The sequence below is a fragment of the Bifidobacterium aesculapii genome, assembly GCF_001417815.1.
In the GTDB taxonomy this organism is placed as follows: Bacteria; Actinomycetota; Actinomycetes; order Actinomycetales; family Bifidobacteriaceae; genus Bifidobacterium; species Bifidobacterium aesculapii.
In genome coordinates this window covers 1-26,004 of record NZ_BCFK01000022.1, presented here as the reverse complement: position 1 = coordinate 26,004, position 26,004 = coordinate 1, and the positions used below count along the sequence as shown (strand labels likewise).

Below are 26,004 nucleotides of genomic sequence, written 5' to 3'. Positions count from 1 at the left end.
ACCGGCTGCTGGGCGTTGATGCGCGTCAGCACCGCGCAGTCCGACGGGTTCTCCCCCGCCTCCACGAGACGACGGATGCGCAGCGCCACGCCGCGCGCCTCCTCGTCGTCCGTCTCGTACACGGTGCGCTCGATGCGCCGCCCGCCTTCGCGCGCCGAACGCAGGCGCAGGTATTCGCCGCGATCAGGCGAAGCCGCGAGCACGCGGTTCGCGTAGGCGACGATCTGCGGCGTGGAACGGTAGTCCGTCGCCAGCGAGACGTCCGCGGCGAGCGGGCCGAACTCGTCGCCGAACCTGAGCAGGTCGTAGCTGGACGCGCCGGCGAACGAGTAGATCGTCTGCGCCGGATCGCCCACCACGCACACGTTGCGGTTGTCGCCGAGCCACAGGCGCATCAGCCGATGCTGCAACGGCGAGACATCCTGGTATTCGTCGACCGTCAGCCATCCGATCGAACGCCGTACCGAAGCCGCAGCCTCGGCGCAATCCTCCATCACATGGCACATCATGAGCAGGATGTCGTCGAAATCCATGGCGCCCCGGGCCGTCTTCTCACGCTCGTACGCCTCGTACACGTCGGCGAACCGTTCCGGTTCCAGCCCGCCCGGACGGCATCTGCCGGTCACCGCGGCCACGCGCGTCACCTGAGAGGGCGCCACGAGCGAGATCTTCGCCCAGTTGATCTCGTCGCGCACCGCGCGCACCGTCGCATCGTCCTCGTCGACGCCGGCGTCGACGCCGTGCAGCGCACGTGCGGCGATGTCGCGCGCGTCCTCCACCAGACGCGGGAACGGCGCGTCGCACACGTCCGTCCACACGCGGCGCAGCTGGTGCAGCGCCGCGGCGTGGAACGTGGACGCCGTGACCGCGTCGCCGACGCCCAACGCCGTCAGACGCACGCGCATCTCGGCGGCGGCCTTGACGGAGAACGTGACGGCGAGCGTGCGCGACGCGTCCCACGCGCCGGTCGCGCACGCATGCGCGATGCGCCGCGTCACCGTGCGCGTCTTGCCCGCGCCCGCGCCCGCGATGATGCGCACCGGGCCGTTCAACGCCGTGGCGGCGGCCAGCTGCGCCTCGTCCAATCCGTCGAGCACCTTGTCCATGCCACTCATTGTGGCACACCGCGCGCCGGCGCCGACCACCGCATGGCCGCGAACGCCCGGAAACCGCACGTCGCGGCCGCTGACGCGGGCCGACGTGTATTAATGTGGGAGTGTGACAGAACGTAATGAACTGATGCTGGCCGCGCTGACCTCCGCCGCCCTGCCGTCCGTCGTCGTCGCCGGCGTGTTTCCGGGGATGACGCGCACGGACGGCATCGACCAGGCGCAGGTGCGCGACGTGACCGGCAAGACGTACGACGTCTACGCCTCCAACACCGAGGAGGGGCGCCGCAAGCTCGCCGCGAGGGTCAAGGCGGCGAAGACGCTCGCCGCCGCGCGCGAGCCGGGCGGACTGGGCTTCGCGCTCGACCGCGTGCTGGGCTTCGCCCCCGGCACCGATCCGAAGGGCCCCACCGGAGACACGGCCGTCATGGTGGCGATGCATCAGGACGGCGTCGAACGCCAGCTCGACCTGCTCACGCTGGACGACTGCGCCGCCATGGGCACGGCAATCGGCGCGATCCACCGTCTCAACCCCTCGTTCCTCACCGAAGCCGGGTACCCCGCATACGTCACCGAGCAGATCCGCGGACAGCTGACCGCGTGGATCGCGCGGCTGGACAACGCCGGCCATGTGCCGCCGGAGATCACCTCCAGCTGGGCGAAGATCATGGAGACCGAAGGCCTGTGGGCGTTCCGCACCTGCCTGGTGCACGGCGGATTCGAGGACGGCGACGTGCGCTTCAGCGGTTCGACGATCACCGCCGTCAACAACTGGCAGACCATGCAGGTCAACGATCCGGCTCGCGACCTCGCGTGGATCTTCTCCAAACTCGACGAAGCGCACCGCAACGCGGTGCTCACCGCCTACGGGCGGATGATGGGCAACCGGCTCGACGGGCTCATCATGCTGCGCGCGAACCTGTGGGTGCAGATGGAGCAGGTGGGCGATTTCATCCAGGCGGTCAAACGCGCCGACTCGCAGCAGATCATCCGGTTCAAGGCGCAGGTGGACCGTCTCGCGCACCAGCTCGCGCGCGCCGCACGCGCGGCCGCGCCGAAGCCCACCTCGTACCGTCCCGGCGCGCGGCGCGGCACGGCCGCCGTGGAAGGCGCGACCGGACGCGCGCAGGAGAAGCCGCCGTCGACGATCACCGTGGGAACGCTGCTGGAGGCCGGCGAGCGCCGCCGCGCCGAAGCCCGCACCGTGGCCGAAGCCCAGGCGGGCGATGCGGACCGTACCGGTTCGGCCGATATCGTCGCCGCGGGCGAGTACGCGCCGCAGGGTGGCGCCGCCCGGTCCGGTGCCGCCGGCACGGGTTCGACGAAGCCGCAGCATACCGCGTATGCGGGCTACCGGGATATGCCGGCGCCGGATTCCTCGGAGACCATGGCATTGCGCAGGATGGACGACGGTGAGGGCGCGCCGGCTTCCATCGAGGAGCGTCACACGATCAACGGCATGCCGATGCCTCCCACGATCACGCCGATGCGCCCGCTGTCGCGCATGGTCGCCTCGGGCATGATGCACGCTCTCGGCGATGCCGCGAAGGTCATCGACGCCTCCGAGGCCGCCGACGCGGATCGGAGCGGCGAGGATGCTGGGCATGTCGCCGCCGGAGAGGGTTCCGGCGTCGCCGCGCGCAACGACGCCGGAGCGGCGACCGCTCCGGCTGACGCCACGTCCACCGATACGTCGGCCACCGTGGTGATTCCGCTGCTCGAACGTGAGGAGCGTGCGCTGCGCGACGCCCGCGCGGGGCTCGACTTCGACGACGAGACCTTCGACGACCAGCCCGACGCGGCCGGTGAGTACCATCCGTCCGAAGAGGACGAGACGCCGAAGGTGCAGGCCGAGCACGATGCGCCGCAGTCGACGCCGCGGAATGACGATGACGTGTCGTCGACGGGCGCGCCGGACGCCGAACCCGACGACGACACGCCTTCCGTCACCCCGATCGTGGTGGCCGCGCCGTCGCTCGCCGTGATCGCGTCCACCGGCACGGTGAGCGACGAAACGCCGGAAGCGATCATCTCGGCCCATGTCAGGACGGACGATACGGACGCGACGGAAGACGACGACACCGGCGAGGCGCGCACCATTCCCGACGAGGCCCGTAACGGAGGCGACACGCCGACGGCGTAATCGCGCGTCCGGCGTGCGCCGCCCACCGTGAGCGGGCACAATGGGACATCGGAACGTCAACCCCTTGTCGACCGCACATCCACTACACACACATCACTACAAAGGAGCAACATGGACATCGAACTGGGCATCCGCAACGTGGCGCGTACCGTCACCTTCAGCACCGACGACTCCGCGGATCAGGTGAACGACGCCGTCGTCGCCGCGGTGACCGAAGGCAAGCCGATCACCCTGACCGACGACAAGGGCCGCCGCATCATCGTGCCGGCCGAGGCGCTCGGCTACGCGATCGTCGGTTCCGAGACGAAGCACGCGGTCGGTTTCGGCGCGCTGTGACCGATTCGGGCGCGGCGGGCGTATGCTCGTATCCCGCGCACGTCCAAGACCATCGAGAGGCCTCCCTTGAGGGAGGCCTCTCGCCGTATATGCCGGAACTCACCGCCAGAGCGGCAGGGCGCCACGCTCCACGATGCGACGCACCGTGTCCTCGTCGGTGAGGTTCTCCCCCAGCAGGTTCGGCTTGCCGGCGCCATGCCAGTCCGAACCGCCCGTCACCAGCAGCCGGTGGGCATTGGCGATGGCGAGCAGCCGTTCGCGCTGCTCCGGAGGATTGCCGCGATGCCACACCTCGAGACCGTCAAGCCCCTCGTCGATGAGGGATTCGATCTGCGCGTCGGACAGCAGCCTCGGGTTGCGGCTCATGTCGCCGGCGTGGGCGATGACGACCACGCCTCCCGCCTCGCTGACCGCGCGGACCACCTCATGCGTGGTCGGCGAAGGCGTGGGAATGTAGTATTTCGAATCGGCGCTCACCGCGTCCGCGAACGCCTCTGAACGGTTCGCGTACACGCCCGCCGCGACCAGCGCGTCGGCGATGTGCGGACGGCCCACGGTGGTTCTGCCGCCCTCCCTGACCTGTTCCATCACCGAATCCCACGTGATCGGATAATCCTCGGCCAGACGCGCGACCATGCGTTCCGTGCGATGCAGCCGCGCCTCGCGGGTCGCGGCGAACAGGCGCGTGATGTGCACGCTGCGCGGATCATACTGGTAGGCGAGCATGTGCACGGACACGTCCTCGTCGCATGCGGTGATCTCGGTGCCGCGCAGCAGCGGCATGCCCTGGGCGTGCGCCGCCTCCTGCGCGTCCGCCCAGCCCGCCGTGGTGTCGTGGTCGGTGATGGCCACGCCGTCCAGCCCGCGCTCGCGCGCCTCGGCGATCATCTGTGCAGGCGTCTTCGTTCCATCGGAGAACACGGTGTGGCAGTGAAGGTCCCATCCGCGCGTCGGCGGTTCGGTGGGCGCAACATATCCAGTCATAATCCCTATCGTAACCCGCGCTCGGGCCGTCGCGCGCACAGGCGCGGGGGATTCGGGCTCTCGCCACGGCCGTCCCGCTGCGGTACCATAGGAGGTACTTGTCCATATGTGGCCGACGGAGGCCACGGCGCAACAGAAGGGAAACAGCAATGGCAGGTGCATTATTCGGAGGTCTGATCGTTCCCATACTGGTGATCGTCATCGTGCTGATCGCCGTATCCGTCTTCATCGTCCCGCAGCAGCAGGCGTACATCATCGAGCGGTTCGGCAAGTTCCAGTCGGTGCAGTTCGCCGGCATCCACATGCGCATCCCGTTCGTCGACCGCATCGCGATGAAGACGAACATGCGCGTCAACCAGCTCAACGTGCAGTTGGAGACCAAGACGCTCGACAACGTGTTCGTCACCGTCGTCGCCTCCACGCAGTTCCGCGTCAACGCGCAGAACGTGGCCACCGCATACTACGAGCTGCGCGACCCGGCCGGCCAGCTGCGCTCCTACATGGAGGACGCGCTGCGCAGCGCCATCCCCTCGCTGACGCTCGACGACGCGTTCGCCCGCAAGGACGACGTGGCGTTCGACGTGCAGAAGACCGTCGGCAACGAGATGAGCCGCTTCGGCTTCACCGTCGTCAAGACGCTCATCACCGCCATTGACCCGTCGCCGCAGGTCAAGAACGCGATGGATTCCATCAACGCCGCCCAGCGCGAGAAGGAGGCCACGCGCCAGCGCGCCGAAGCCCAGCGCATCCAGATCGAGACGCAGGCCGCCGCCGAAGCCGAGAAGACGAGGCTGCAGGGTGAGGGTCAGGCGAACTACCGTCGCGAAATCGCCAACGGCATCGTCGACCAGATCAAGAGCCTGCAGGCCGTGGGCATGAACATCAACGACGTGAACAACGTGGTGCTGTTCAACCAGTACCTCGACGTGATGCGTTCGCTGAGCGAATCCAGCAACGCGAAGACCGTGGTGCTGCCGGCCTCCACGCCGGGCGGATACCAGGATCTCTACGAGCAGGTCACCAAGGCCATGCTCACCGCCTCCGAAACCCAAGGTCGGTAAAGCTGTGTCGGTGTCGGTGTCGGTGTCGGTGGCACCGACACCGACTACTGGCCCAACGGCCGCCACGTATCGGCTGGCACCACGAACCGACTGACACCACAACGATTAGCACCTCGAACCGGCTGGCACATACGTGCCAACGTCCATATGCCAACGGGCACCCCGCATCAACTGGAACCCCGCATCGGCTGGCACCTCAAGTCAACGTGTACACCGTGTCAACGAGACTCTGTATCGACCATATGGAGAACGGGAAAACCGGGAATCATCCGTGCTACCCCAACGCCACCACAATGGCCCAGGACCACCACGGATGGACTTCACAACGACTATTCCACACCTTATCGGCACCTAACCATCCAACAGCGGCGGATTGTACGGAAAAAGCCCCATTGCTCCGTACAAACCGCCGCTTACTCCATCTCAGCGGCGGATTGTACGGAGATCACCGGTGTGCTCCGTAATTTCCGCCGCTGAGACGACGCCAGCGACCGAAAATACGGAGCAATGGGCAAATCTCCGTACAAACCGCCGCCGAACCTGGGGATGTCACTTGGGAAAACAACCACCAACCAGCAACCGAGAACCATCAAGTGGGAGAACCAGCCGCCAACCAACAACCAACAACCAACAGGACTGTCGCCAACCAACGATCAACAACCGGAAAACACCAGCCGGTAATCACCAACCAGGGAAAACCAACAGACAACGCAAGCTGGAAACCACCAACGGATCAGCACCAGCCACGGCCCCACCAGCTCATAATCCCCAACTAGGGAAACCGACGAACAACGCCAGCCGGGAGGACCACCAGCAGAACCGGCACTCAGTCAAAGGCCGTCAGCGAATCTTGGGGACTCCGGCAGCCATCAGCTTGCGTTCGAGCCTTTCCGGCCGGATCAGATCCTCATAGACGACGTGCTGCACCACGGTGACCTGCTGATTCTTCAGATGTTCCTCCCGCCGACGTTCATACTCCAATTTCGATTGGAGAGTCGCGCGATTCGGCTTACTGGTATCCGCATATTTGGCCATCCCGTCATATTCCGCCACGATGACGCGCCCATCCGCCAACCTCCAACAGAAGTCGACACGATATGGGGCCATCGGATTATCCGGATTGTTGAATTCGGTCTGTAATCGAGGTTCGGCGAATCCCCGTTCGATAAGGAGCCCGCGCATCAGCGATTCACCTCCGTTCTCGCTGGCCGGCGACGCACAAGACGCCAATCGCTCCACCGCACGATCGTCACATGCCGTCCGCACGGCCAATGAGCGGATGTCCTCGACGCTTATCAATTGACGACGAAGGGCGGAATCGAATATGGCAAGTGCGTTGGCGAACGGATATTTCGCGCAATCAATCAACGTCCGCGCCGGCGATGTGACGCGAATCCCATGACAATTCCATGGCTGCCCGACACCGGGCATATACAGGCGGCGCAACCGCTTGCTGTCCCTATGCCGGGCACCTCCCCGGGAAGCGATATGAATCGTGCCGTCATGCAGACCATATGCGTGATCGAGCCCATAGAGGCATACGGCGCTCAATCCGGCAAACACCCATTGTGGACGCTTCTTCGCCAATGCGCGGATGGTATGCAGGGACCGTTCCTCTGCATTGAGCAGATCCCAGTATTCCGTTCGGGCATACAGATTCGGATAGGGAGAAACCAATTCCAGTGATTTCAGACGTCTACGCAACGCATGCTGCATGGCATCGCCTTCGCCGATGGCGCAACGTCGTTCTCGTTCGGCCTCTCCGAGTAGTGCCGCGACTCCTTTGTGCATCTTCATGGTTCGACGCTAAATGGTCGCATACCATCGAGGCAAGCTGTCGAGGCAATGTGGACAGAGCCCCCCTTCTCCGGGCGTGTCGCGGGCAATCGCCTAAGTCGACGGACCATCGATCGGCCCATTCCTCCAACAACGATGTGGATAACTTGACCGGCCGAATACGGAGATGACCGGCGTGCTCCGTAATATCCGCCGCTGAGACGGAGTCAGTGACCGAAAATACGGAGCAACGGGCCGATTTCCGTACAAACCGCCGCTGAGATGTAATAAGCGGCGGATTGTACGGAGCAATGGAGAAATCTCCGTACAAACCGCCGCTGGAAGAGGACGAGCTGCGTACACACAAGGCACAGCCACCCCTCCAGGCGACACCGGGACAACATCTACGCCACGACACTGCCCAGCAAAGCAACGCGCCACCGAAACAAAGCCCAACGCACAGCAACGCGCCACCACATGTCACGCGCCCGGCAACACAACACCCAAACGAAGGGGGTGCCGCGTCACACGAGCAGGGCGGCGCCGTCCTTGACGATGATGAGCGTCACGATGGCGATGAGCCACACCGCGTCGACCATGAGATCGTAGTTGAGGCGGTAATAGGTGTCGAGCCCACGCGGCTTCGATACCACCGATCCATCGGTGCCGCCCAGCTTCCGCGCACCGCCCGGCAATCCCTGTACCACGGCCGTCGCATGGCTCAACGCCATGAACTGGATCGTCGTGGAGAACATGAGCGCCAGGCACCACGGGCACAGCGCGTGGATCACGAACAGCGACTGCGAGGTCAGCCAGTACGAGTACAGCAGCGCGGCCAGCCCGCCGAACCACGTGCAGGCGGCGAACCATCGAGGCACGCGCACGCGCGCGAGTCCGATCACCGCGATCGTCACGAACACGGATTCCGCGGCGATGCCGAAGAACGCGTTCGGGTAGCTCAATCCCGCGAACTTCACGATCTCCGACTGCCATGACTGCGCCACGGTCGAGCAGGAGAGCACGGCGTTCACGTCGCATCCGAGCTGCTGATCGGGGTGGCGCGCGAGTTGGAGCGTCTCCGCGCTCAGCACGAACGAGACGATCAGCGCCACGGCCGAGGCGAGCAGCACGATCAGATACGTCCATGTCGCGCCGTGGCGCCATCCGCTCGGTTTCAGCACGGCCGCCGCGGCTCCCCCGGCAGTCTCGTCCGAAACGTCGTCGTCCAACACGTCGTCCGTCACATCGTCCGAATCGCGCACATCAGTCATCATATTCCCCCTTCGTATGCCTTGTTCCCGTCATTTCCGTCACAGCGTGCCGTCGGCGAGCGTCACGTCGCCGACGATCGTCGCGTCGCCGGTGAGCGTCACGTCCGCGTCGCCCACGTCGACGCGCAACGTGCCGCCGCGCACGGTGATGAGCCAGTGCGCGACGCCGGTCTTCGCGCGCAGCGTGACCGCCGTCGCGCACAGGCCGGTGCCGCACGACAGCGTCTCGCCGCAGCCGCGCTCGTTGACGCGCATCGTCGCCTCGCCGAGACCGGCCGCGTCGTCGTCGATGTCGTCGATGCGGACGAATTCGACGTTCTGATCGGATTCGATGACGGGACTGACGACCGGTTTGACGGCCAGATCGAGCGCTTCGACGGTGGGCAGCGTGGAGAACGCGTCCTCGACGACGGCGACCACATGCGGATTGCCCATGTCGACGAACGTGCCGCGCGCCGCGCCCGGTGTGCCCGGAATCGTGACCTCGTACGCGTCGACCTCGCCGATGCGCCACTGCCCCATCTCGACGCGGAACACGTGCGTGCCGAGCCCGTCGACCCCGCCCAGCGAAGTGAGCGTCTTGACGCCGGCGCGCGTGCCGAGGCGGAACACGTCGCCGTCGAACAATCCCTCGCGCTGCGCGAACAGGGTGATGGCGCGCGTGCCGTTGCCGCACATCTCAGCGAGCGACCCGTCGGCGTTGCGGTAGTCCATGAACCATTCGACGCCGTTCGCCTCGCAGTCGGCGACCTGCGCCTCGCTCAGGTCGGAGACGTCGCGCGGGTGGGCGAGGCGGATGAGACCGTCGCCGCCGATGCCGAAATGACGGTCGGTGAGGAACCGCACCTCCTCGGGCGTCGGCTCGAAACGCCCCTCGCGGTCGAGATACACGACGAAATCGTTGCCGGTGGCGTGCGCTTTGGTGACATGCTGCGGAATGCTCATGCTCGCCAGCATACCCGTGTGCCGTGTATCGCCGCCCGTGCTGTTCGCGATACGCGAGTAGTCTGGGGTGGGTAACGGGCCGGAACGCGTCGCGCCGTCGCGCGTCATGCACGACGTGCGGCCGCGCGCCGGCCCGATAACGACGCATGCGGCAGGAGGGACAGGCGATGAGTTCGACGGCGCCGATCGGCGTGTTCGATTCCGGATTGGGCGGCATCTCCGTGGTGCGGCAGATCGTGCGCGACATGCCGCACGAACGGGTGCTGTATTTCGGCGATTCCGCGAACGCGCCGTACGGCGTGAAGACCCCGGACGAGGTGCGCGCGCTGAGTTTCGCCATCGTGGAACGGTTCGTGCGCGAGGGCGTCAAGGCGGTGGTCATCGCGTGCAACACGGCCACTTCGGCCGCGGTGAACGATCTGCGTGACACATATGACATTCCGATCATCGGCATGGAGCCGGCGTTGAAGATCGCGTGCGACCGCGGCGACGTGCCGTCCGACCCGCATCACATCCCGCAGCGCGTGATCGTCGCCGCGACGCCGCTCACCCTGCGTGAACGCAAGTTCGCCGAGCTCATGGACCGTTTCGACGGCGACAACGAGATCGTCAAGGAACCGTGCCCGGAACTGGTGGAGATCGTCGAATCGGGGCGTTTGGGCGACCATGATCTGGTGATGCGCACGCTGCACGGCTACTTCGACCGGTACGATCTGAACCGCATCGACTCCGTGGTGCTCGGATGCACGCATTTCGTGTTCTACCGCGACTATTTCCGCGAGCTGCTGCCCGAACGCGCGGCCGTCATCGACGGCAACGAGGGCACGGTGCGGCATCTGGGCGTCGTGCTCGAATCGCTCGGCAAGCTCGCGCCCGAGAACGCGGACGGCGGCGTCAAGCTCGGCAACTCCGATCCGTCGGAGCGCATCGCCGCCCTGTCGCGCGAACTGCTCGACGCGTGAGACACCGCGACTGCCCCACCACTTTTCAACCATCGGAAGGGAACGATATGGCGAACAGAACGGCGATGATCGACGTGGGCGGCGGTTTCCGCGCGATCTTCGGCTGCGGCGTGATGGACTACATGCTCGAGGAGGGCATCGACGTCGACATGTGCTACGGCGTCTCCGCGGGCGCGGCGAACATGACCTCGTTCATCGCGCGCCAGCATGGGCGCAACCACACGTTCTACACGAAATACGCGTTCCGCAAGGAGTATGCGAGCGCGGAAAGCTATTTCAGACACCATAATTTCGCGAACCTCGACTACATCTACGGCACGCTGAGCAACCATGACGGCGAATACCCGGTGGATTTCGAGGCGTTCGAGGCGAATCCGACCGGGTTCACCGTGGTCGCGTGCAACGCCGAGGACGGGTCGACGAAGTATTTCGACAAGTCGCGCATCCGCTACGACGATTTCGACGTGGTGAAGGCGTCGTCCGCGGTGCCGGTGGCGTGCGAGCCGTACGTGGTGGACGGCGTGCCCTATTATGACGGCGGCATCGCCGATCCGGTCCCGGTGCAGAAGGCGTTGGACGACGGATACGACCGCGTGATCCTGATCCTGTCGCGTCTGCGAGACGAGGTGCGCCAGCAGCGCAGGGATCTCGCGCCGGCGCGCATCCTCGAGCGCACGCATCCGGCCGCGGCGGAACGGCTGCGCATGCGCTACAAGACGTACAACGACGAGATCGAACTGGCGAAGCGCTACGAGGCTCAGGGCCGCGTGCTCATCCTCGCGCCGGAGGACCTGTACGGGCTCAATACGCTGAAGAAGAGCTTCGAGGGTCTGGAGATGATGTACCGCAAGGGGTATGCGGCCGCCGAGGCGATTCCTGCGTTCCTCGCGAGCTGACGAGAGCGGACGTGCGTGCGGCGACGTGCGCTGTGTGCGCAGGCGGCGGTACGTACGCGTGCGGCACGTCCGCAACCGCGGATGAGCCGCACGCGGAACCGGCGAGGGGTTATCGTCGGCGCACGTTGGTCAGCGGCTCGCCGGCCGCGTACCGCCGCACGTTCTCCAATGCGATGGCGATGATGCGCCGCTCGGTGACCTCCAGATGGTTGCCGCCCGCCACATGAGGGGTGATGAGGCAGTGCGGCTCGCTCCACAGCGGGCTGCCGGCCGGCAGCGGCTCCGGTTCGGTGACGTCGAGTCCGGCGCCGTGCAGCTGGTCCTCGGCGAGCGCGCGGGCGAGTGCGGTCGGGTCGACGGCGTTGCCGCGGCCCGCGTTGAGCAGCACGCACGTGGATTTGAGCAGGTGGAGCCGGTTCGCGTCGATGAGGTGCGTCGTCTCCGGCGCGGCGGGCACGGCGAGCGCCACGACGTCTGCTTCGGGCAGGAGCGCGTCGAGTTCGTCGAAACCGTGCATCTCGTCGATGCCGTGCGCCGGTTTGGCGGCGTCGCGGCGCACGCCGACCGTGCGCGCGCCGACGGCCTTGCACAGTGCGGCGAAATGCGAGCCGATGTCGCCGGTGCCGATGACGAGCACGGTCGCGCCGGCCGGGGTGAGCGCGCGGCCCAGATCGTGCCAGCGATGCTCGTTCTGCTGCCGCGCGTAGGCGGGGATGTTGCGCATGAGCGACCACATCATCGCGAAGAGGTGTTCGGCGACGGTCTGCCCGTAGGCGCCGGTCGCGTTGGTCACGGTGACGCCGTCCGCGAGCACGCCGGGCGCGACGTACTTGTCGACGCCGGCGCTCCAGGTCTGGAGCCACTCCAGATGCGGGTAATCATGGCATTCGGCGGGCGGGATGTTGCCGATGACGGCGGTGGCCTGCGATTTGAGTTCCGCGGGCACGTGCGCCTTCCACGTCATCGTGCCGCGTTCGATGGGGTTGCCGGCGAACTCCTGGCGGATGCCGGGCGCGGCATCCAAAAAGGCCTGCCGCTCGGCGTCGCTGAGCGGCAGGCAGTTGACGATGATCTTGCTGGTGTCGGTCATGGTGCCATTGTAGGCGCCATGGGCACCGGTGCGGGGCATGTCGGCCGGCGCTACTCGAGCTCCACGGCGCCGGTGTAGAGCTGGTAGTATTCGCCGCGCTGCGCGATGAGCTCGTCGTGGTTGCCGCGCTCGATGATGCGGCCGTGGTCGAGCACCATGATCACGTCGGAGTTGCGCACGGTGGACAGGCGGTGGGCGATCACAAACACCGTGCGTCCCTTCATCAGCGCGTCCATGCCGGCCTGCACGACCTCCTCGGTGCGCGTGTCGATCGACGAGGTCGCCTCGTCGAGGATCAGCGCCGGCGAGTCGGCGACGGCGGCGCGCGCGATGGAGATGAGCTGGCGCTGACCCTGCGACAGGCCCGAGCCGTCGCCTTCGAGCACGGTGTCGTAGCCGTTGGGCAGCATGCGGATGAAGCCGTCCGCGTTCACGAGCTTCGCGGCCTCGATGCACTCCTCGTCGGTGGCGTCGAGACGGCCGTAGCGGATGTTGTCCATCACGGTGCCGGTGAACAGGTTCACGTCCTGCAGCACGATGCCCAGCGAACGGCGCAGGTCCGGCTTGCGGATGTTCTTCACATCGATGCCGTCGTAGAGGATCTGGCCTTCCTGGATGTCGTAGAAGCGGTTGATGAGGTTCGTGACCGTGGTCTTGCCCGCGCCGGTCGCGCCGACGAGCGCCATCTTCTGGCCGGGCTTGGCGAACCAGGTGATGTCGTGCAGGACGGGCTTGGCCGGATCGTAGCCGAAGGTCACGTTGGTGAAGCGCACGTCGCCGCGCAGCAGCGTCAGACGCCCGTCGGGCGAGGTGACGGCCTGTTCCTTGGCCTTGAGCGCCACTTCGCGGGCGGCGCCGTGCAGCTTCTCCGCGGCCTTGAGGGAACGTGTGCCGTCGTCGCCCTCCTCGCGCTTCCACGCCCAGTGGCCGGTCTCGTGGTCGACTTCGCGCATCGTGCGCCCGTCCTCGCCGAGCTCGACGTTGACGAGGGTGACGGTGCCCTCGTCGGCTTCGACCGGCTCGTCCATCAGGGCGAAGATGCGGGAGGCGCCGGCGAGCGCCATCATCACCATGTTGAGCTGCATGGAGACCTGTCCGAGCGGGTTGATGAACGAGCGCGACAGGGTGAGCAGGGAGATGAGCGTGCCGATCGTGAGCGGGCCCGCGCCGGCGAGGCCGAAGTTGCCGACGCCGGCGAGCGCCATCGCGCCGCCGATGATGGCGAGCAGGATGTAGAGCACGTAGCCCATGTTGCCGACGACCGGCATGGTGACGTTGCCCCACGTGTTCGCGGCGGCGGAGGCTTCGAACAGTTCGCGGTTCTTCTCGTCGAAGGTCTTCTGCGTGTCCTCCTCGTGGTTGAAGACCTTGATGACCTTCTGCCCGTTGACGGATTCCTCGACGAACGCGTTCACGTCGCCGATCCAGTACTGCTGCTTGACGAAGTGGCGTCCGGCGCGCGAGACGATGGCGCGCACGACGAAGTACAGTCCGACGGTGAACAGCAGCACGAACGCGGTGACCGGCACGGACAGCCACAGCATGGCGATGACGGCCGCGACGGCGGAGATGCCGGCGGAGAACATCTGCGGGAACGACTGCGAGATGGCCTGGCGGAGCGTGTCGGTGTCGTTGGTGTAGCGGCTCATGATGTCGCCGTGCTCGTTGGTGTCGAAGTAGCGGATCGGCAGCTGCTGCTGGTGGGCGAACATGTCGTCGCGGATCTTCTTCAGCGTGCCCTGCTCGACGGCGGGGATGAGCCACAGCCACAGCCAGCTCGCGACGATGCCGGCCACGTACAGGCATCCCATGAGGGTGATCGCCTCGATCAGCGGCCCCCAGTCGGGGTCCGCGGCGCCGACGAGCGGCAGGATGTACGAGTCGACGAGCGTCTGCAGGAACAGCGCGGAGCCGGCCTGGGCGACGGCGCCGATGAGGATGCACGCGACGATGGCGACGACGTGCCAGCGGTAGGTGAGGATGTAGCCGAAGATGCGCTTGGCGGTGCCGGGCGCGGCCTTGTCCATGCGGGGTTTGCCTGATCGGTTCTGCTTGGATTCACTCATCGGTTCTCGCCCTCCTTGGTCGCGTCCGCGCCCTCGAGTTCCTCGGGGCGAGCGCTGTTGCGGGTCTGGGATTCGTAGATGGACCGGTATTCGTCGCAGGTGCGCAGCAGTTCCTCGTGCGTGCCGCGCGCCATGATGCGGCCCTCGTCCATGACGAGGATCATGTCGGATTCCTCGACGGAGGCGAGGCGCTGCGCGATGATGATCTTCGTGGTGTCGGGGATCTCGTGGTGGAACGCCTCGCGGATCAGCTTGTCCGTCTTGGTGTCGACGGCGCTGGTGGAGTCGTCGAGGATGAGGATCCTCGGTTTCTTGAGCAGCGCGCGGGCGATGCACAGGCGCTGGCGCTGGCCGCCGGAGACGTTGGTGCCGCCCTGTTCGAGCATCGTGTCGTACTTGTCGGGGAATTCCTGGATGAACCCGTCCGCCTGGGCGAGGCGGCAGGCGTGGCGGATCTCCTCGTCGGTGGCGTCGGGATTGCCCCAGCGCAGGTTCTCGGCGATGGTGCCGGAGAACAGCACGTTCTTCTGCAGCACCATGGCGACCTGGTCGCGCAGGACCTCCAGATCGTAGTCGCGCACGTCGCGTCCGCCGACCTTGAGCGAGCCGCCGGTGACGTCGTAGAGGCGCGGCACGAGCTGCACGAGCGACGATTTCGCGGATCCGGTGCCGCCGACGATGCCGATGGTCGCGCCGGACGGGATCGTGAGGTCGATGTCGTCGAGGACGGGCTTCTCGGAGGAGTCGGAGTAGCGGAACGTGACGTGGTCGAATTCGATGGAGCCGTCGGCCACGTCCATGACGGGCTCGGCCGGATCGACGACGGTGCTTTGCTCCTGCAGCACCTGGCAGATGCGTTCGGCGGAGGCCTGGGAGATGATGAACATGACGAAGATCATCGACAGCATCATCATGGCCATGAGGATCTGCATCGCGTAGGTGACGAGCGCGGTCAGGTCGCCGGTGGTCAGGCCGAGCGCGGCGTTGTTGCCGGAGGCGACGATCTGGCGGGCGCCGAGCCACGAGATGAGGATCATCGACGCGTAGATGCAGAACATCATGAGCGGGCTGTTGAAGCTCATGATGCGTTCCGCCTTGATGAAGTCCTTGTAGATGCGCTCGGAGATGCGGCCGAACTTGCGCACCTCGAACGGCTCGCGGTCGTAAGATTTGACGACGCGGATGCCCTGCAGGTTCTCGTCGACGACGTTGTTGAGTTCGTCGTAGGTGTGGAACACGCGCTCGAACACCGGGTGCACGAGCACGGCGAGGCCGCACAGGCCGAGGCCGAGGATCGGGATGCATGCGAGGAACACCATGGAGATGCTCGGCGAGATGCGGAACGAGAAGAACCAAGCGACGACGACCATGATCGGGGCGCGCACGCCCATGCGGATCATCATCGAATAGGCCATCTGCAGGTTCGTCACGTCGGTGGTGAGCCTCGTGATGATCGATCCGGTGGTGAAGCGGTCGATGTTGGTGAAGCTGAACGCCTGCACCTTCTCGAACTGGTCGTGGCGCAGGTTGCGCGCGAAGCCGGCGCCGGCGATGGCCGCGTACTTTCCGGCAAGGAAGCCGGTGGCGAGCGAGACCATCGCGCAGCCAAGCAGGATCAGGCCGAACTTGACGATGGCGTCCATGTCCCCGCCGGTGACGCCCTGGTCGATCAGGGTGGCCATGACGGTGGGGATGACGATCTCCAGCACGGCTTCGACGATTACGAACGCCGGCGCGAGCAGGCTCTCCTTCGTGTATTCGCGCATGGATGCGCCGAGCGTGCGGAACAGATGCTTCGGTTTCGCAGGCCCGTCGGCCTTGCGCGACGCGATGACGGCCGTCTCGTCGGCGGCGGGTTGCGTCGTCGTGGTGTCGCTCATGCGTGCTCCTCCTTCATGTGCTTCGATTGCTTCGTGTCAGTGCCGTCGTCGGTTTCCGCGGCCGAGGACCCACCGCGTTCCGCCTCGAATTCGCGTTGCGCCGCGTCGATGTTCGCGCGCATGCGCAGCACGTAGTCCATGAGCGTGGCCTTCTCGGCGTCCGTGAACCCCTCGACGAGCCGCTGTTCGACGCGGTCCCCGTTCGCGACGAGGTCGGCGACGATGGCGTCCGCCTTGGCGGTGAGCCGAATCCGTTTGAGGCGGGCGTCGTGCGCGACGGATTCGCGGACGATGAGGCCCTTCTTCTCCATGAGGGCCAGCACGCGCGAGGCGGTGGACCGCGAGATGCAGAACTTGCGTTCGATGGTGTGCTGGTAGATGTCCTCGTCGCGGTTGCACGCGAGGAACATGATGATGCGCGCGTTGCCGCCCGTCGCGATGCGCGCGGATTCCGGCATCGTCTCGTCGAGGTGACGTCCCAGCGCCCTGACCAGCGCCCTCAGGTCGAAGCTGAGGATGTGTCCGTCCATGTCTCCACTCCCCTGCACCACGTGTCGTGTGCCCGATGACGGCATGGGCCGCGTATGCCGGTCCGCCGCCGGGCTCGCGCCGCGGACGGTTTGTTGCATATGCAACCACTTGCCGGATGGCGATGGTAGTACGTCCCACATACAACAGTTGCACATACAACAATCCGCGTGTCGCACAGTGCGCGGGGCGTGCGCGCCCCGCCGGCGCCCCACCCCGGTCCGCACCAGACACCGTCGACGACATTGGCGAGGACTCCCGGCATCGCCCACCCCGTTACCGGCCCGTCCCGGCTCGCGTCACGGGTCTAGAGCCCCAGCCATCCGGCGTGCCAGACGTGGGTGAGGTCCCACGGGTCGAATCGTGCGTCGTCGGCCGGGATGCGTCGAGCGCGCAGCCGATAGCTCCAGTAAACCTGTCCGGCGGAGATGTTCCACGCATCGAGCTGTAGCGCGGCGACTTCGCGGCAAATCGCGCGGCGACGCTCGGAGGGCGACGCGGCGACGTCTCCGGAGCCGGCCGACCGCATGCCTCCGGTATCGTCGGAGCCGTCACCGATGCGCGCCGCCAGCCCGTTCGCCACGCACCACTCTCCCACCATGACGGGTATGAACCGCGCGGCGCGCCGTATGCGGCGGCGCTGCCACGCGGCGAACAGACGGTACCAGCGCACGAGCCACGTGTCCGGCAGCATGCGGAACACCGTTTCGGGACGTTCCGACATGACGAGGTACATATGCGTGTCGAGCATGACGTTCCGCATGCCTTCGCGCGCGAACCAGTCGCGCCACCGATCCAGACGGAACCCGTCGTGGAATACGATCGTCCTGTCTTCGCCCAATACCGGCCGCAGGCGGCGGTACGCCTCACGGTAGAACCGTTTGAGGAACCGCAACGGCACGTGGCCGCTGCCGTGCGCCTCACGACGGTCCTTCGCGCGTCGGCTCGACGGCGATGTGACGTAGGTGAACCAGTCGACCGGCTCGTTGAGCACCTCGATGCCGAACAGCGCGTCGCGGCCGCAGTAGCGTCGCGCCAGACGCGTCAGCACGTCCAACGCGAACGCAACCTGACGGGGGCTCCTGTGCCAACGGACCACGCCCGTCAGCCCGCCGTTGTCGAATCCGTTCTGCGAGCCCGGCACGGTGTGCAGGTCGATGAGCACCTTGAGGCCGGTCCCTTCGGCCCAGTCGAACGCCTTGTCGAGCCATTCGACGCAGCCGGGGTGGCCGGGCACGTCGCCGAACACGAAATACGGCACGGGGATGCACACGAGATTGCACCCGTGCGCGGCGATCGCGCGGAAGTCGTCGTGGGTGATATAGGTGTCGCGGTGGTGGCGCAGCAGACGCTCCAGCGCTTCCGGGTCGGTGGCGCGGTGCAGCCGGATCTCGTCCTCCTCGCCGCTTTCCCGGAACAGTTCCGGCGTCATCCATCGTTCGAGGACGAGCCAGCCGCCGAGGTTCACGCCGTCGATCCGTTCGTCGATTCCCAGCGTCATCGCATGCCCCCGTATCATCCGTCGCTCCGCACCCGCTCCCATCTTACGGCCGAACCGTCGCACCGCCCAGCCACACCGCACCACAATCGCGCCAAGAGGGCGATAGGCGACGAGAGCAAGGCGTCACCGAGAGCGAGATGTCACGCGACGGTGAAGGTGGTGCGCTTCAGGTCTTCGCGGCGCGACGAGTGGCCGATGAGCAGCTCGAACTCGCCGGGTTCCACGATGCGGTTGGCGTCCGCGTCGACGATGGTGCAGTCCGAGACCGGGATGTCGAAGGTCACGGTCGTGGTCTCGCCGGGCTCGAGGTCGACGCGCCGGAACGCCTTGAGTTCGCGGTCGGTCCAGCTGTAGGAGGTGACGACGTCGCCGATGTAGGCCTGCACGACCTCGGTGCCGGCGCGTTCGCCCGTGTTGGCGAGCGTGATTTCGACGTGCACGGTGTCCGTCTTGGCGAATGTGCCGTCGGCGTTGGAGGCGCCGCCGACGATGGCCGGCTCGCCGTACTCGAAGGTGGTGTAGCCCAGTCCCTCGCCGAACGCGAACGCGGGGTCCTGCGTGAGGTCGGCGTAGCGGTCGCCGTGCTGGCCGCGGATCTGGTTGTAGTAGACGGGCAGCTGGCCCACGTGGCGTGGGAAGGTGATCGGCAGGCGGCCGGACGGGTTGGTGATGCCGAGGATGATTTCGGCGATGGCCCGGCCTCCCTTCATGCCGGGGTTCGCGGCCCACAGGATGGAGCCGGTGCCGGTCGCGGGGTCGTTCACGCGCTTGGCGAACACGCCGGACTCGCCCACGATGGACGCGGGCAGGATCTGCGGCTTGGAGCTGACGAGCACGGTGACCATCGGCGTGCCGGTTTCGCGGGAGACGGCGGCGAGCGCGTCGAGCAGCGCGTTCTGGCCGCCGAGCAGCTCCAGCGTGGCGGTGGAGCAGGTTTCGCCGGTCAGTTGGACGGTGTCGCCGACGACGGCCACGATGAGGTCGGATTCGCGCGCGTTGGCGACGGCCTCGTCGAGCAGCGACTGGTCGACTGCGGCGGAGACGCCGATCTTCGGGCGGGGCTGCCCGTCCGGATAGAGTTCGCCGGCCGGGTCGGTGACGAGGTCGACGACGTTCGCGCCGCGCGCGTAGGTGACTTCGCAGCCGTCGCCGGCGAGCGCGCGCAGGCCGTCGAGCACGGTGGTGATGGTGTCGCGCGGCTGCCCGTCGGGCATCCACGAGATCTGGCCGGAGTTGCCGGTCCAGTCGCCGAGCTGGTTCTGCGCGTCGTCGGCGAGCGGGCCGGCGACGGCGATGCGCTTCGCGCCGCCGTTCGCGGCCGCAACGGTTCCGGCGGTGAACGGCAGGTTGCCGTCGTTGCGCAGGAGGGCGACGGCTTCGCGCGCGAGTTCGAGGTTGACTTGCTGGTGTTCGGCGGAACCGATGACCGTCCTGATGCGGTGCTCGTCCGGCAGACGCGGGTCCTCGAACAGTCCGAGGCGGAACTTCAGTGCGAGGATGCGTTCGACGGCCGCGTCGATGAGGGTCTCGTCGAGCAGACCGGTGCGGACGGCCTCGATTGCGCCCTCGTAGAACTGCGGGGTGGTCATGACCAGATCGTTGCCGGCCTTGACGGCGTCGGCGGCGGCGTGCGTGTAGTCGGGCTTGACCTTCTGCTCCCAGACGGAACGGCCGACGTTGTCCCAGTCGGTGATGAGCGTGCCGTTGTACTTCCATGCGCCGCGCAGCTTGTCGGTGAGCAGCCACTTGTTGAACGTGACGGGCGTGCCTTCGATGGACTCGTAGCCGAGCATGAACGTGCCGCAGCCCTCCTTGGCGATGCGTTCGAACGGCGGGAGGAACCAGGATTCGAGCTTTCGGTGGCTCAGGTCCGCTTCTGAGGCGTCGCGGCCGCCCTGGGTTTCGGAGTAGCCGGCGAAGTGCTTGGCGCAGGCGAGGATCGCGTCCTTCGGCAGTTCCTCGCCGGCCTTGGCGCCGCCCTGATAGCCCTTGACCATGGCGGAGGCGAGTTCGCCGATGAGCATCGGATCCTCGCCGAAGGTCTCGTCCACGCGGCCCCAGCGGGTGTCGCGGGCGATGCACAGCACCGGGGAGAACGTCCAGTGCACGCCGGTCGAGGAGACCTCTTCGGCGGTGGCGCGGCCGGCGGCCTCGACCTTGGCCGGGTCCCAGCTCAATGCCATGCCGAGCTGGGAGGGGAAGATGGTGGAGCCGGGCCAGAAGGAGTAGCCGTGGATGCAGTCGTCGCCGATGACGAGCGGGATGCCGAGGCGGGTCTTCGTGTTCACGGTTTCGACGGCGCGGGGCAGGTCGGCGGGGCTGGTGTGGAGGATGGAGCCGACGTGCTTGTCGACGATGAGCTCGTCCAGATCGCCGCCGCGGGCGTCGAGCTGCATCATCTGGCCGACCTTCTCCTCGAGGGTCATGCGGGAGAGCAGGTCGGCGATGCGCTCGGATGCGGGCAGATCGGGGTTCTTGTAGGGCAGGTTTTCAGCGGTTGCAGTGTCCTGAGTCATGACGGCTTCGCTTTCCTCGATGAAATCGAACAACTTTAATTACCAATTGGTAGTTTACGGCCGCCGTCGACATGACACGCCGTACGGGACCACGGCGTCACGGGGGCCGGAAGATACGCCGATCAGCGATAGCCATCCCACAGCGGGGAGGGGAACAGCATCGGCTCGAATTCGGCCCACTCCCCATTGAGGTCGATGGCGGGCTCGCGCAGCCAACGCAGCTGGATGCCGTCCATGACCTCCAACGCCTTGCGCACGGTGGGGCGAACCTCGTCAAGAGAGGAGAACGCCGGCGGAATGCGCCAATCGAAGCCGGAATAATAGCGCCAGATCGAGTTCTGGCGGTCGGCGAACTCCTCATGCAGCGGATGATCGGGGTTGAAGGTCTCCACCTGCAGCACGGAGAACAGCTGCACCAGCATGCGGCGTCGCGAGTTGTAGCGCACCAGATAGCGCAGGTAGGCCGGCAGGCGAAGATCGTCGGCCGTGGATCCCGGAAGCCCGGAGTCCTTGAAATCGTCCACGTTGCCGCCCACGTTGTAGTGCTCGAGGTACACCATGGAGAGCATGTTGTCCTTGCTGCCGATGTACCGCAGCACGCCCTGCTTGGTGACCCCCACCGCATCCGCCACATCCTGCACGGAGATGCCGTTGTACCCGCGTTCGGAAATCAGACGCACCGCGGCGTCGAGAATCTCGCGACGCCGCTCCTCGGGAGATTTGCGGACGCGCTTGGGCCGGGCGATGGTTTGCGTGGACATAGCTGCCCAGTGTAAACCAACCGCGTTCCGACGGCGGCGCGCCCCGGAACCAACTCGACGCCCCAGCGCAACATCCCGACCGTCAGATCCGGTCCAATCGATGAGTTACGATGAATTCATCGATGACGATTGAGGATTACCGAGAGGACCGTCATGGGCCAACTGCACGAAAGCACCACGGTTGAATTCAAACGGCAGCTCAACGACTCCGCGAAACGGGAGATCGTCGCTTTCGCGAACTCCGAAGGCGGCGACCTGTACATCGGCATCGACGATGACGGAATCCCCGTCGGCGTGGATAATCCCGATGCCGTGATGGGCGGCATCGGCGACATGATCCGCAATGCCATCAGACCTGATCTGACCGCCTATACCTCCATCGAACGCGAATCGATGGAAGACGACAACGGCATCATACGCAACATCATCCGCGTCACCGTACTGCGCGGCGTCAAGCGCCCCTACTATCTCGCCGGCAAGGGCATACGCCCGACCGGGGTGTTCATCCGTCATGGGGTTTCCGCCGTACCCGCCAGCGAGGAACGCATTCGACAGATGATTCGAGATGACGATGTCACGGCGTTCGATGCATCCGTAAGCATCGACCAAGATCTGACATTCAACGCGGCGGATGCGATATTCGCTCGCCAACAGGTGCCTTGGGGCAAGTCCCAGCAACGGTCATTGGGGCTCATCGATTCGGATGGGCTGTACACCAACGCCGCTGCCCTGATCTCGGATCAGTGCCGCCATTCCATCAAATGCGCCGTATATCAAGGCCATTCGAAAGCACGGTTCCTCGCACGTCAGGAGTTTCAGGGATCGTTGCTGCAGCAGCTGGACGATGTATGCCGTTATCTGGAACTCAACAATCCGATACGCTCCGATATCGTGGGCCTGTACCGCAACGACACCTACGCCTATCCGCCAGCGGCCCTGCGAGAGGCCCTGCTCAATGCCGTGGTACATCGCGATTACGATTATTCGGGCCCCACCTTGGTCAGCATCTATGCCGACCGCATCGATTTCGTTTCGCTTGGCGGACTGGTGAAGGGCATCACGCTGACCGACCTCACCAACGGCATCTCCCAGCCCCGTAACGCGGTGCTGGCGAATACGTTCTACCGTCTGGAACTCATGGAAAGCTACGGCAGCGGCATTCCCAAAATCATGGAGGAGTATGCCGGCAACAGCGAATCCCCCATTATCCGCATCACGCCAAGCGCCTTCACCCTGAGCCTTCCTCGATTGGACGGCAACGGCGACGGGGGCGATCCCGCTGATGTCAATCCGACCGACGGGACCGACATCAGCGACTGGTTCACCGCCAGAAACCCCTTCCCCTCCGGTCCCGCCATTCAGGAGAAGGGCAGCGTCCAAATCGCCGTCCTCAACGGATATCCGACAGGAAAGGGAGTGGGCACCCTCGCCTTGGAACCGGCAGCCAGCGCCGTATCCCACCTCGACGGCGCCTCCATCCCATCGCCGCTCCCGTCGACGCCCCGGACCGCAACGCCTTCAATGCCGCAAACGAACCCATCCAGCACCTTGGAGGAGCTCACCTTGGCGTTGATCCGAAATACCCCCGAGGGCATGTCGCGGCTGGAAATCCAGCAACGCTTTGGCGTCAACAAGAACCGGGTGGCATACGCATTGCGCAAACTCGAACATGCCGGCCGTATCGTATCCACGGGCAATGCCCGCAACACCCGGTATGTCGCGGCATGATGGGGTGTTGCGAACGGGCGCCATGACATGCATACCGACGGGCCCGACGCCGAAGCATCGAATCCGACAATGAACCGATGCAACCCTACGATTATAGCCGAAGCCGAGAGATTGTCGCGCCGACTGCGCGAGGCTTACCTGACGCCCTTGATCATCATGATGAACACGCAGCCGAGCAGCGCGAACACGATGGAGATCGGGAAGGCGGCGGCGTAGCCGACGGTCACGGTGATGACGGACATGATCACCGGGCCGAGCATCTGTCCGAGCGTGGTGGCGAGGTTGAGGACGCCAAGATCCTTGCCGGCCTCCTCCTTGTTCGGCAGCACGTCCACGTTCAGGGCCTGGTCGACGGAGGAGTAGACGCCGTAGCCGAGGCCGGCGAGGCCGGCGTAGAGGAACATGCCCGTCGTGGTCGGCATGATCCACGGCATGGCCATGCCGATGGCGAACAGCACGGATGCGGCGACGACCGGGATCTTGCGACGGCCGATGAGGTCGGAGACCGGGCCGGCGACGACGGAGCCGAGCAGGGAGACGACCATCGTGATGACGGACATCGTGGCCATGGCGGCACCGGCGGCGGTGTCGTCGAGGCCGACGTACTTCTGGAAGATGAGCAGCTGGTAGACGGTGATCATCTGGTAGCTCAGCAGCATGCAGATGCGGCCGGCGAACGCCTTGTAGAAGTCGTGGGCGGTGGAGAACTTCGGCGGGATGAAGCTTCTGAGCACGTCCGCGGCCTTGCCTTCGTCCTTGGGAAGGAAGTCGGCGGAGGATTCCTTCGGCATGACGAGCACGGCGACGAGACCGCCGAGGAACATGAGCACGCCGGCGAGGACAAAGCCGGGGAACGGCGTGAGGATGAACGCGGAGCCGATCAGGGTGCCGATCGGGGCGCCGCAGGTCTGCCCGGCGCCGAAGAACGCGGACATGGTGCCGCGCACGTTCATCGGAATGCGGTCGGAGATCATGGCCACGGTCGGGGCGATCATCGCATTGAGGCCGAACATGCACGCGCAGTAGATGACAGTGATGACCACCGGATCGGCGACCATGCCGGTGAGGAACAGCGTCAGCCCGCCGAGCACGCCGCCGAACAGGATGAACGGGGTTCGACGGCCCCACTTGGAGCGGGAGCGGTCGGACAATGTGCCGAACAGCAGGTTGGAGACCAGCGAGGCGACGGCGGTGCAGGCGTTGATCACGCCGGTCAGACCTTCGACGTCCGGCCCGAAGATGGACTGGAGATGCTTGGTGAACAGCACGGCGGAGACGATGGAGAGGCCGCTCATCCACAGCAGGCCGAAGGCCATGAGTCCCGCGCCGAATCGGATCAGCACGGATTTCGCCAGCGGCGCGCCGGTTTCCGGAGACAGGGACGGGTCGGCGTCCGCAGCAGCGATGTTCGCCTCATATGCCGCAAGGCGATCATCCACGGGAATGGTGGTCGCATCAGTCATCGTTGAACCTCGGTTCTTCTTGTTTCGTTCTCTTGTCCACATCGACTTATCTAACATTCATTAGATATAAGAGAGAATAACGCAACCCCAGGGAGACGTCAAGTTTTTATCTACTTGCTGTTAGATAGTTAAAACGGCTGTATTTCAAAGCTTTACCAACGCAATTGAATCGCCATCGGCGTGTCGCATCACGAACTTTATCTAACGCCTATTAGACAGTGGGTGGCGGGCAGACGCCGGTATCGTCGCGTCAGCGGTAGCCGTCCCACATCGGAGAAGGGAAAATCAGCTTCTCGAATTCCAACCATTCGTCGTAGAGGTCGACCGGCGGCCGGTGCATCCACCGGATCTGGATGCCGTCCATCGCCTCGCCGCAACGACGCACCACCGGCTCCATCGTCTTCCCCCATTCCCCCATCTCAGGCGGAATGACCCACGGGAAGGCGGAATACCGCTTCCATATGTCGGCCGGCCGGTTCTCGAAGTAGCCATGCAACGGGTGGCCCGGGCCGAACGCCTCCGATTCGAGGATGATGAACAGGCGCACCAGCTCCCGCCTCCGCGCGTTGCAGCGCACCAGATACCTGAGATACGCGGGGAACAGCAGGCGCTCGGGGTCGCTCCCCGGCAGCCCGGAGCGCATGAACTCCTCCGGGGAGCCGAGCACGTCATAGCTGTCGAGGAGCACCATCGACAGCAGCCCCTCCTTGTTGCCGATGTAGTGCAGCAGACCGGGCTGGCTCATGCCGACCGCTTCCGCCACATCCTTGAGGGAGGTGCCGTAGTAGCCCTTCTCCCCTATCAGACGGACCGCCGCCTGGGTGATTTCAACGCGGCGCTCCTCCGGGCTTTTACGCACCCTGCGCCGCTTTTCCGGAGTTCTGCCTTGTTCTTGTCCCACAGTCATGCGCCCCAGTATATCGAACACCCATTCGATACGGTTCGCACGCCACGTAGCGGCGGTTTGTACGGAAACGAACCCACTCCT

19 protein-coding genes and 1 pseudogene are annotated in these 26,004 nt (G+C 65.5%); 6 read left to right on the top strand and 14 right to left on the bottom strand.

Translation table 11 applies throughout. The annotated features are described in order from the left end of the window. The coding region (locus BFAL_RS02765; RefSeq protein ID WP_082440314.1) for an ATP-dependent helicase at nt 1-1,115 on the bottom strand (1,115 nt) is incomplete at its 3' end. Between the two features lie 124 nt (nt 1,116-1,239). Here BFAL_RS02765 and BFAL_RS11795 point away from each other — a divergent pair. Both BFAL_RS11795 and BFAL_RS02755 read left to right on the top strand, forming a co-directional pair. Next, nucleotides 1,240-2,874, top strand: a pseudogene (locus BFAL_RS11795) (phosphotransferase); the annotation flags it as partial. Nucleotides 2,875-3,363: 489 nt separating this feature from the next. After that, the gene (locus BFAL_RS02755) at nt 3,364-3,588 is read left to right on the top strand and encodes a DUF3107 domain-containing protein (RefSeq protein ID WP_055426907.1); all 225 of its coding nucleotides are present in this window, start codon (nt 3,364-3,366) and stop codon (nt 3,586-3,588) included. A gap of 99 nt (nt 3,589-3,687) precedes the next feature. Here the strand turns inward: BFAL_RS02755 and BFAL_RS02750 are convergent, their stop codons facing one another. Beyond that, nucleotides 3,688-4,572, bottom strand: a complete 885-nt coding sequence (locus BFAL_RS02750) for a PHP domain-containing protein (RefSeq protein WP_055426906.1) — start codon at nt 4,570-4,572, stop codon at nt 3,688-3,690. 149 nt (nt 4,573-4,721) lie between these two features. On the opposite strand from BFAL_RS02750, the gene BFAL_RS02745 reads away from it, so the two are divergent. Continuing rightward, nucleotides 4,722-5,633, top strand: coding sequence for an SPFH domain-containing protein (locus tag BFAL_RS02745; protein WP_055426905.1), 912 nt, complete (start codon nt 4,722-4,724; stop codon nt 5,631-5,633). An 840-nt stretch (nt 5,634-6,473) separates the two neighbouring features. Here the strand turns inward: BFAL_RS02745 and BFAL_RS02740 are convergent. The 3 genes from BFAL_RS02740 to dapF form a co-directional block, all read right to left on the bottom strand. Then, a complete protein-coding gene (locus tag BFAL_RS02740) occupies nt 6,474-7,430 on the bottom strand; it encodes a type IV toxin-antitoxin system AbiEi family antitoxin domain-containing protein (protein WP_055426904.1) in 957 nt (318 codons plus the stop codon). 503 nt (nt 7,431-7,933) lie between these two features. Then, nucleotides 7,934-8,683, bottom strand: a complete 750-nt coding sequence (locus tag BFAL_RS02735; RefSeq protein ID WP_370696051.1) for a vitamin K epoxide reductase family protein — start codon at nt 8,681-8,683, stop codon at nt 7,934-7,936. 36 nt (nt 8,684-8,719) lie between these two features. After that, nucleotides 8,720-9,625: a diaminopimelate epimerase gene (gene dapF, locus BFAL_RS02730; RefSeq protein ID WP_055426911.1), complete on the bottom strand. Its 906-nt coding sequence runs from the start codon at nt 9,623-9,625 to the stop codon at nt 8,720-8,722. A gap of 167 nt (nt 9,626-9,792) precedes the next feature. Between dapF and murI the strand changes: the two genes are divergently transcribed. After that, the gene (gene murI, locus BFAL_RS02725) at nt 9,793-10,587 is read left to right on the top strand and encodes a glutamate racemase (RefSeq protein WP_055426903.1); all 795 of its coding nucleotides are present in this window, start codon (nt 9,793-9,795) and stop codon (nt 10,585-10,587) included. A gap of 47 nt (nt 10,588-10,634) precedes the next feature. After that, nucleotides 10,635-11,483 (top strand): patatin-like phospholipase family protein, encoded by an 849-nt coding sequence (locus BFAL_RS02720; protein ID WP_055426902.1) that lies wholly within the window; start codon nt 10,635-10,637, stop codon nt 11,481-11,483. Between the two features lie 109 nt (nt 11,484-11,592). Here BFAL_RS02720 and BFAL_RS02715 read toward each other — a convergent pair whose 3' ends face one another. The 7 genes from BFAL_RS02715 to BFAL_RS02685 form a co-directional block, all read right to left on the bottom strand. Beyond that, complete coding sequence (locus tag BFAL_RS02715) at nt 11,593-12,573, bottom strand: D-2-hydroxyacid dehydrogenase (protein ID WP_055426910.1); 981 nt, start codon at nt 12,571-12,573, stop codon at nt 11,593-11,595. Between the two features lie 50 nt (nt 12,574-12,623). After that, on the bottom strand, nt 12,624-14,639 hold the full coding sequence (locus BFAL_RS02710) for an ABC transporter ATP-binding protein (RefSeq protein ID WP_055426901.1): 2,016 nt from the start codon (nt 14,637-14,639) through the stop codon (nt 12,624-12,626). Beyond that, a complete protein-coding gene (locus BFAL_RS02705) occupies nt 14,636-16,519 on the bottom strand; it encodes an ABC transporter ATP-binding protein (protein ID WP_055426900.1) in 1,884 nt (627 codons plus the stop codon). The genes BFAL_RS02710 and BFAL_RS02705 overlap by 4 nt, the downstream gene beginning before the upstream one ends. Continuing rightward, nucleotides 16,516-17,049: a MarR family winged helix-turn-helix transcriptional regulator gene (locus BFAL_RS02700; protein WP_082440311.1), complete on the bottom strand. Its 534-nt coding sequence runs from the start codon at nt 17,047-17,049 to the stop codon at nt 16,516-16,518. Before BFAL_RS02700 ends, BFAL_RS02705 begins: the two co-directional genes overlap by 4 nt. Nucleotides 17,050-17,354: 305 nt before the next feature. After that, the gene (locus tag BFAL_RS02695) at nt 17,355-18,548 is read right to left on the bottom strand and encodes a glycoside hydrolase family 5 protein (RefSeq protein ID WP_152973501.1); all 1,194 of its coding nucleotides are present in this window, start codon (nt 18,546-18,548) and stop codon (nt 17,355-17,357) included. A gap of 140 nt (nt 18,549-18,688) precedes the next feature. Continuing rightward, nucleotides 18,689-21,064, bottom strand: a complete 2,376-nt coding sequence (locus tag BFAL_RS02690) for a glycoside hydrolase family 3 N-terminal domain-containing protein (protein ID WP_055426909.1) — start codon at nt 21,062-21,064, stop codon at nt 18,689-18,691. 122 nt (nt 21,065-21,186) lie between these two features. Beyond that, complete coding sequence (locus tag BFAL_RS02685) at nt 21,187-21,825, bottom strand: TetR/AcrR family transcriptional regulator (protein WP_055426898.1); 639 nt, start codon at nt 21,823-21,825, stop codon at nt 21,187-21,189. A 153-nt stretch (nt 21,826-21,978) separates the two neighbouring features. Between BFAL_RS02685 and BFAL_RS02680 the strand changes: the two genes are divergently transcribed. After that, on the top strand, nt 21,979-23,553 hold the full coding sequence (locus tag BFAL_RS02680; RefSeq protein ID WP_055426897.1) for an RNA/DNA-binding domain-containing protein: 1,575 nt from the start codon (nt 21,979-21,981) through the stop codon (nt 23,551-23,553). Between the two features lie 134 nt (nt 23,554-23,687). On the opposite strand, the gene BFAL_RS02675 is transcribed toward BFAL_RS02680, so the two are convergent. Then, nucleotides 23,688-25,016 carry an MFS transporter gene (locus tag BFAL_RS02675; RefSeq protein WP_055426896.1) on the bottom strand — a complete coding sequence of 443 codons (1,329 nt, stop codon included), beginning with the start codon at nt 25,014-25,016 and terminating at the stop codon, nt 23,688-23,690. A 250-nt stretch (nt 25,017-25,266) separates the two neighbouring features. Then, nucleotides 25,267-25,923 (bottom strand): TetR/AcrR family transcriptional regulator, encoded by a 657-nt coding sequence (locus BFAL_RS02670; protein ID WP_055426908.1) that lies wholly within the window; start codon nt 25,921-25,923, stop codon nt 25,267-25,269. Nucleotides 25,924-26,004 lie beyond the last annotated feature (81 nt).

Excerpts from the sequence above, each read along its gene's own strand:
- BFAL_RS02735 (WP_370696051.1), bottom strand. The coding sequence starts at position 8,683 with ATGATGACTGATGTGCGCGATTCGGACGATGTGACGGACGACGTGTTG.
- dapF (WP_055426911.1), bottom strand. The coding sequence starts at position 9,625 with ATGAGCATTCCGCAGCATGTCACCAAAGCGCACGCCACCGGCAACGAT.
- BFAL_RS02680 (WP_055426897.1), top strand. The coding sequence starts at position 21,979 with ATGGGCCAACTGCACGAAAGCACCACGGTTGAATTCAAACGGCAGCTC.
- BFAL_RS02715 (WP_055426910.1), bottom strand. The coding sequence starts at position 12,573 with ATGACCGACACCAGCAAGATCATCGTCAACTGCCTGCCGCTCAGCGAC.
- BFAL_RS02670 (WP_055426908.1), bottom strand. The coding sequence starts at position 25,923 with ATGACTGTGGGACAAGAACAAGGCAGAACTCCGGAAAAGCGGCGCAGG.
- BFAL_RS02740 (WP_055426904.1), bottom strand. The coding sequence starts at position 7,430 with ATGAAGATGCACAAAGGAGTCGCGGCACTACTCGGAGAGGCCGAACGA.
- BFAL_RS02705 (WP_055426900.1), bottom strand. The coding sequence starts at position 16,519 with ATGAGCGACACCACGACGACGCAACCCGCCGCCGACGAGACGGCCGTC.
- BFAL_RS02755 (WP_055426907.1), top strand. The coding sequence starts at position 3,364 with ATGGACATCGAACTGGGCATCCGCAACGTGGCGCGTACCGTCACCTTC.
- BFAL_RS02700 (WP_082440311.1), bottom strand. The coding sequence starts at position 17,049 with ATGGACGGACACATCCTCAGCTTCGACCTGAGGGCGCTGGTCAGGGCG.
- BFAL_RS02750 (WP_055426906.1), bottom strand. The coding sequence starts at position 4,572 with ATGACTGGATATGTTGCGCCCACCGAACCGCCGACGCGCGGATGGGAC.
- BFAL_RS02690 (WP_055426909.1), bottom strand. The coding sequence starts at position 21,064 with ATGACTCAGGACACTGCAACCGCTGAAAACCTGCCCTACAAGAACCCC.
- BFAL_RS02675 (WP_055426896.1), bottom strand. The coding sequence starts at position 25,016 with ATGACTGATGCGACCACCATTCCCGTGGATGATCGCCTTGCGGCATAT.
- BFAL_RS02695 (WP_152973501.1), bottom strand. The coding sequence starts at position 18,548 with ATGACGCTGGGAATCGACGAACGGATCGACGGCGTGAACCTCGGCGGC.
- BFAL_RS02720 (WP_055426902.1), top strand. The coding sequence starts at position 10,635 with ATGGCGAACAGAACGGCGATGATCGACGTGGGCGGCGGTTTCCGCGCG.
- BFAL_RS02745 (WP_055426905.1), top strand. The coding sequence starts at position 4,722 with ATGGCAGGTGCATTATTCGGAGGTCTGATCGTTCCCATACTGGTGATC.
- murI (WP_055426903.1), top strand. The coding sequence starts at position 9,793 with ATGAGTTCGACGGCGCCGATCGGCGTGTTCGATTCCGGATTGGGCGGC.
- BFAL_RS02710 (WP_055426901.1), bottom strand. The coding sequence starts at position 14,639 with ATGAGTGAATCCAAGCAGAACCGATCAGGCAAACCCCGCATGGACAAG.
- BFAL_RS02685 (WP_055426898.1), bottom strand. The coding sequence starts at position 21,825 with ATGTCCACGCAAACCATCGCCCGGCCCAAGCGCGTCCGCAAATCTCCC.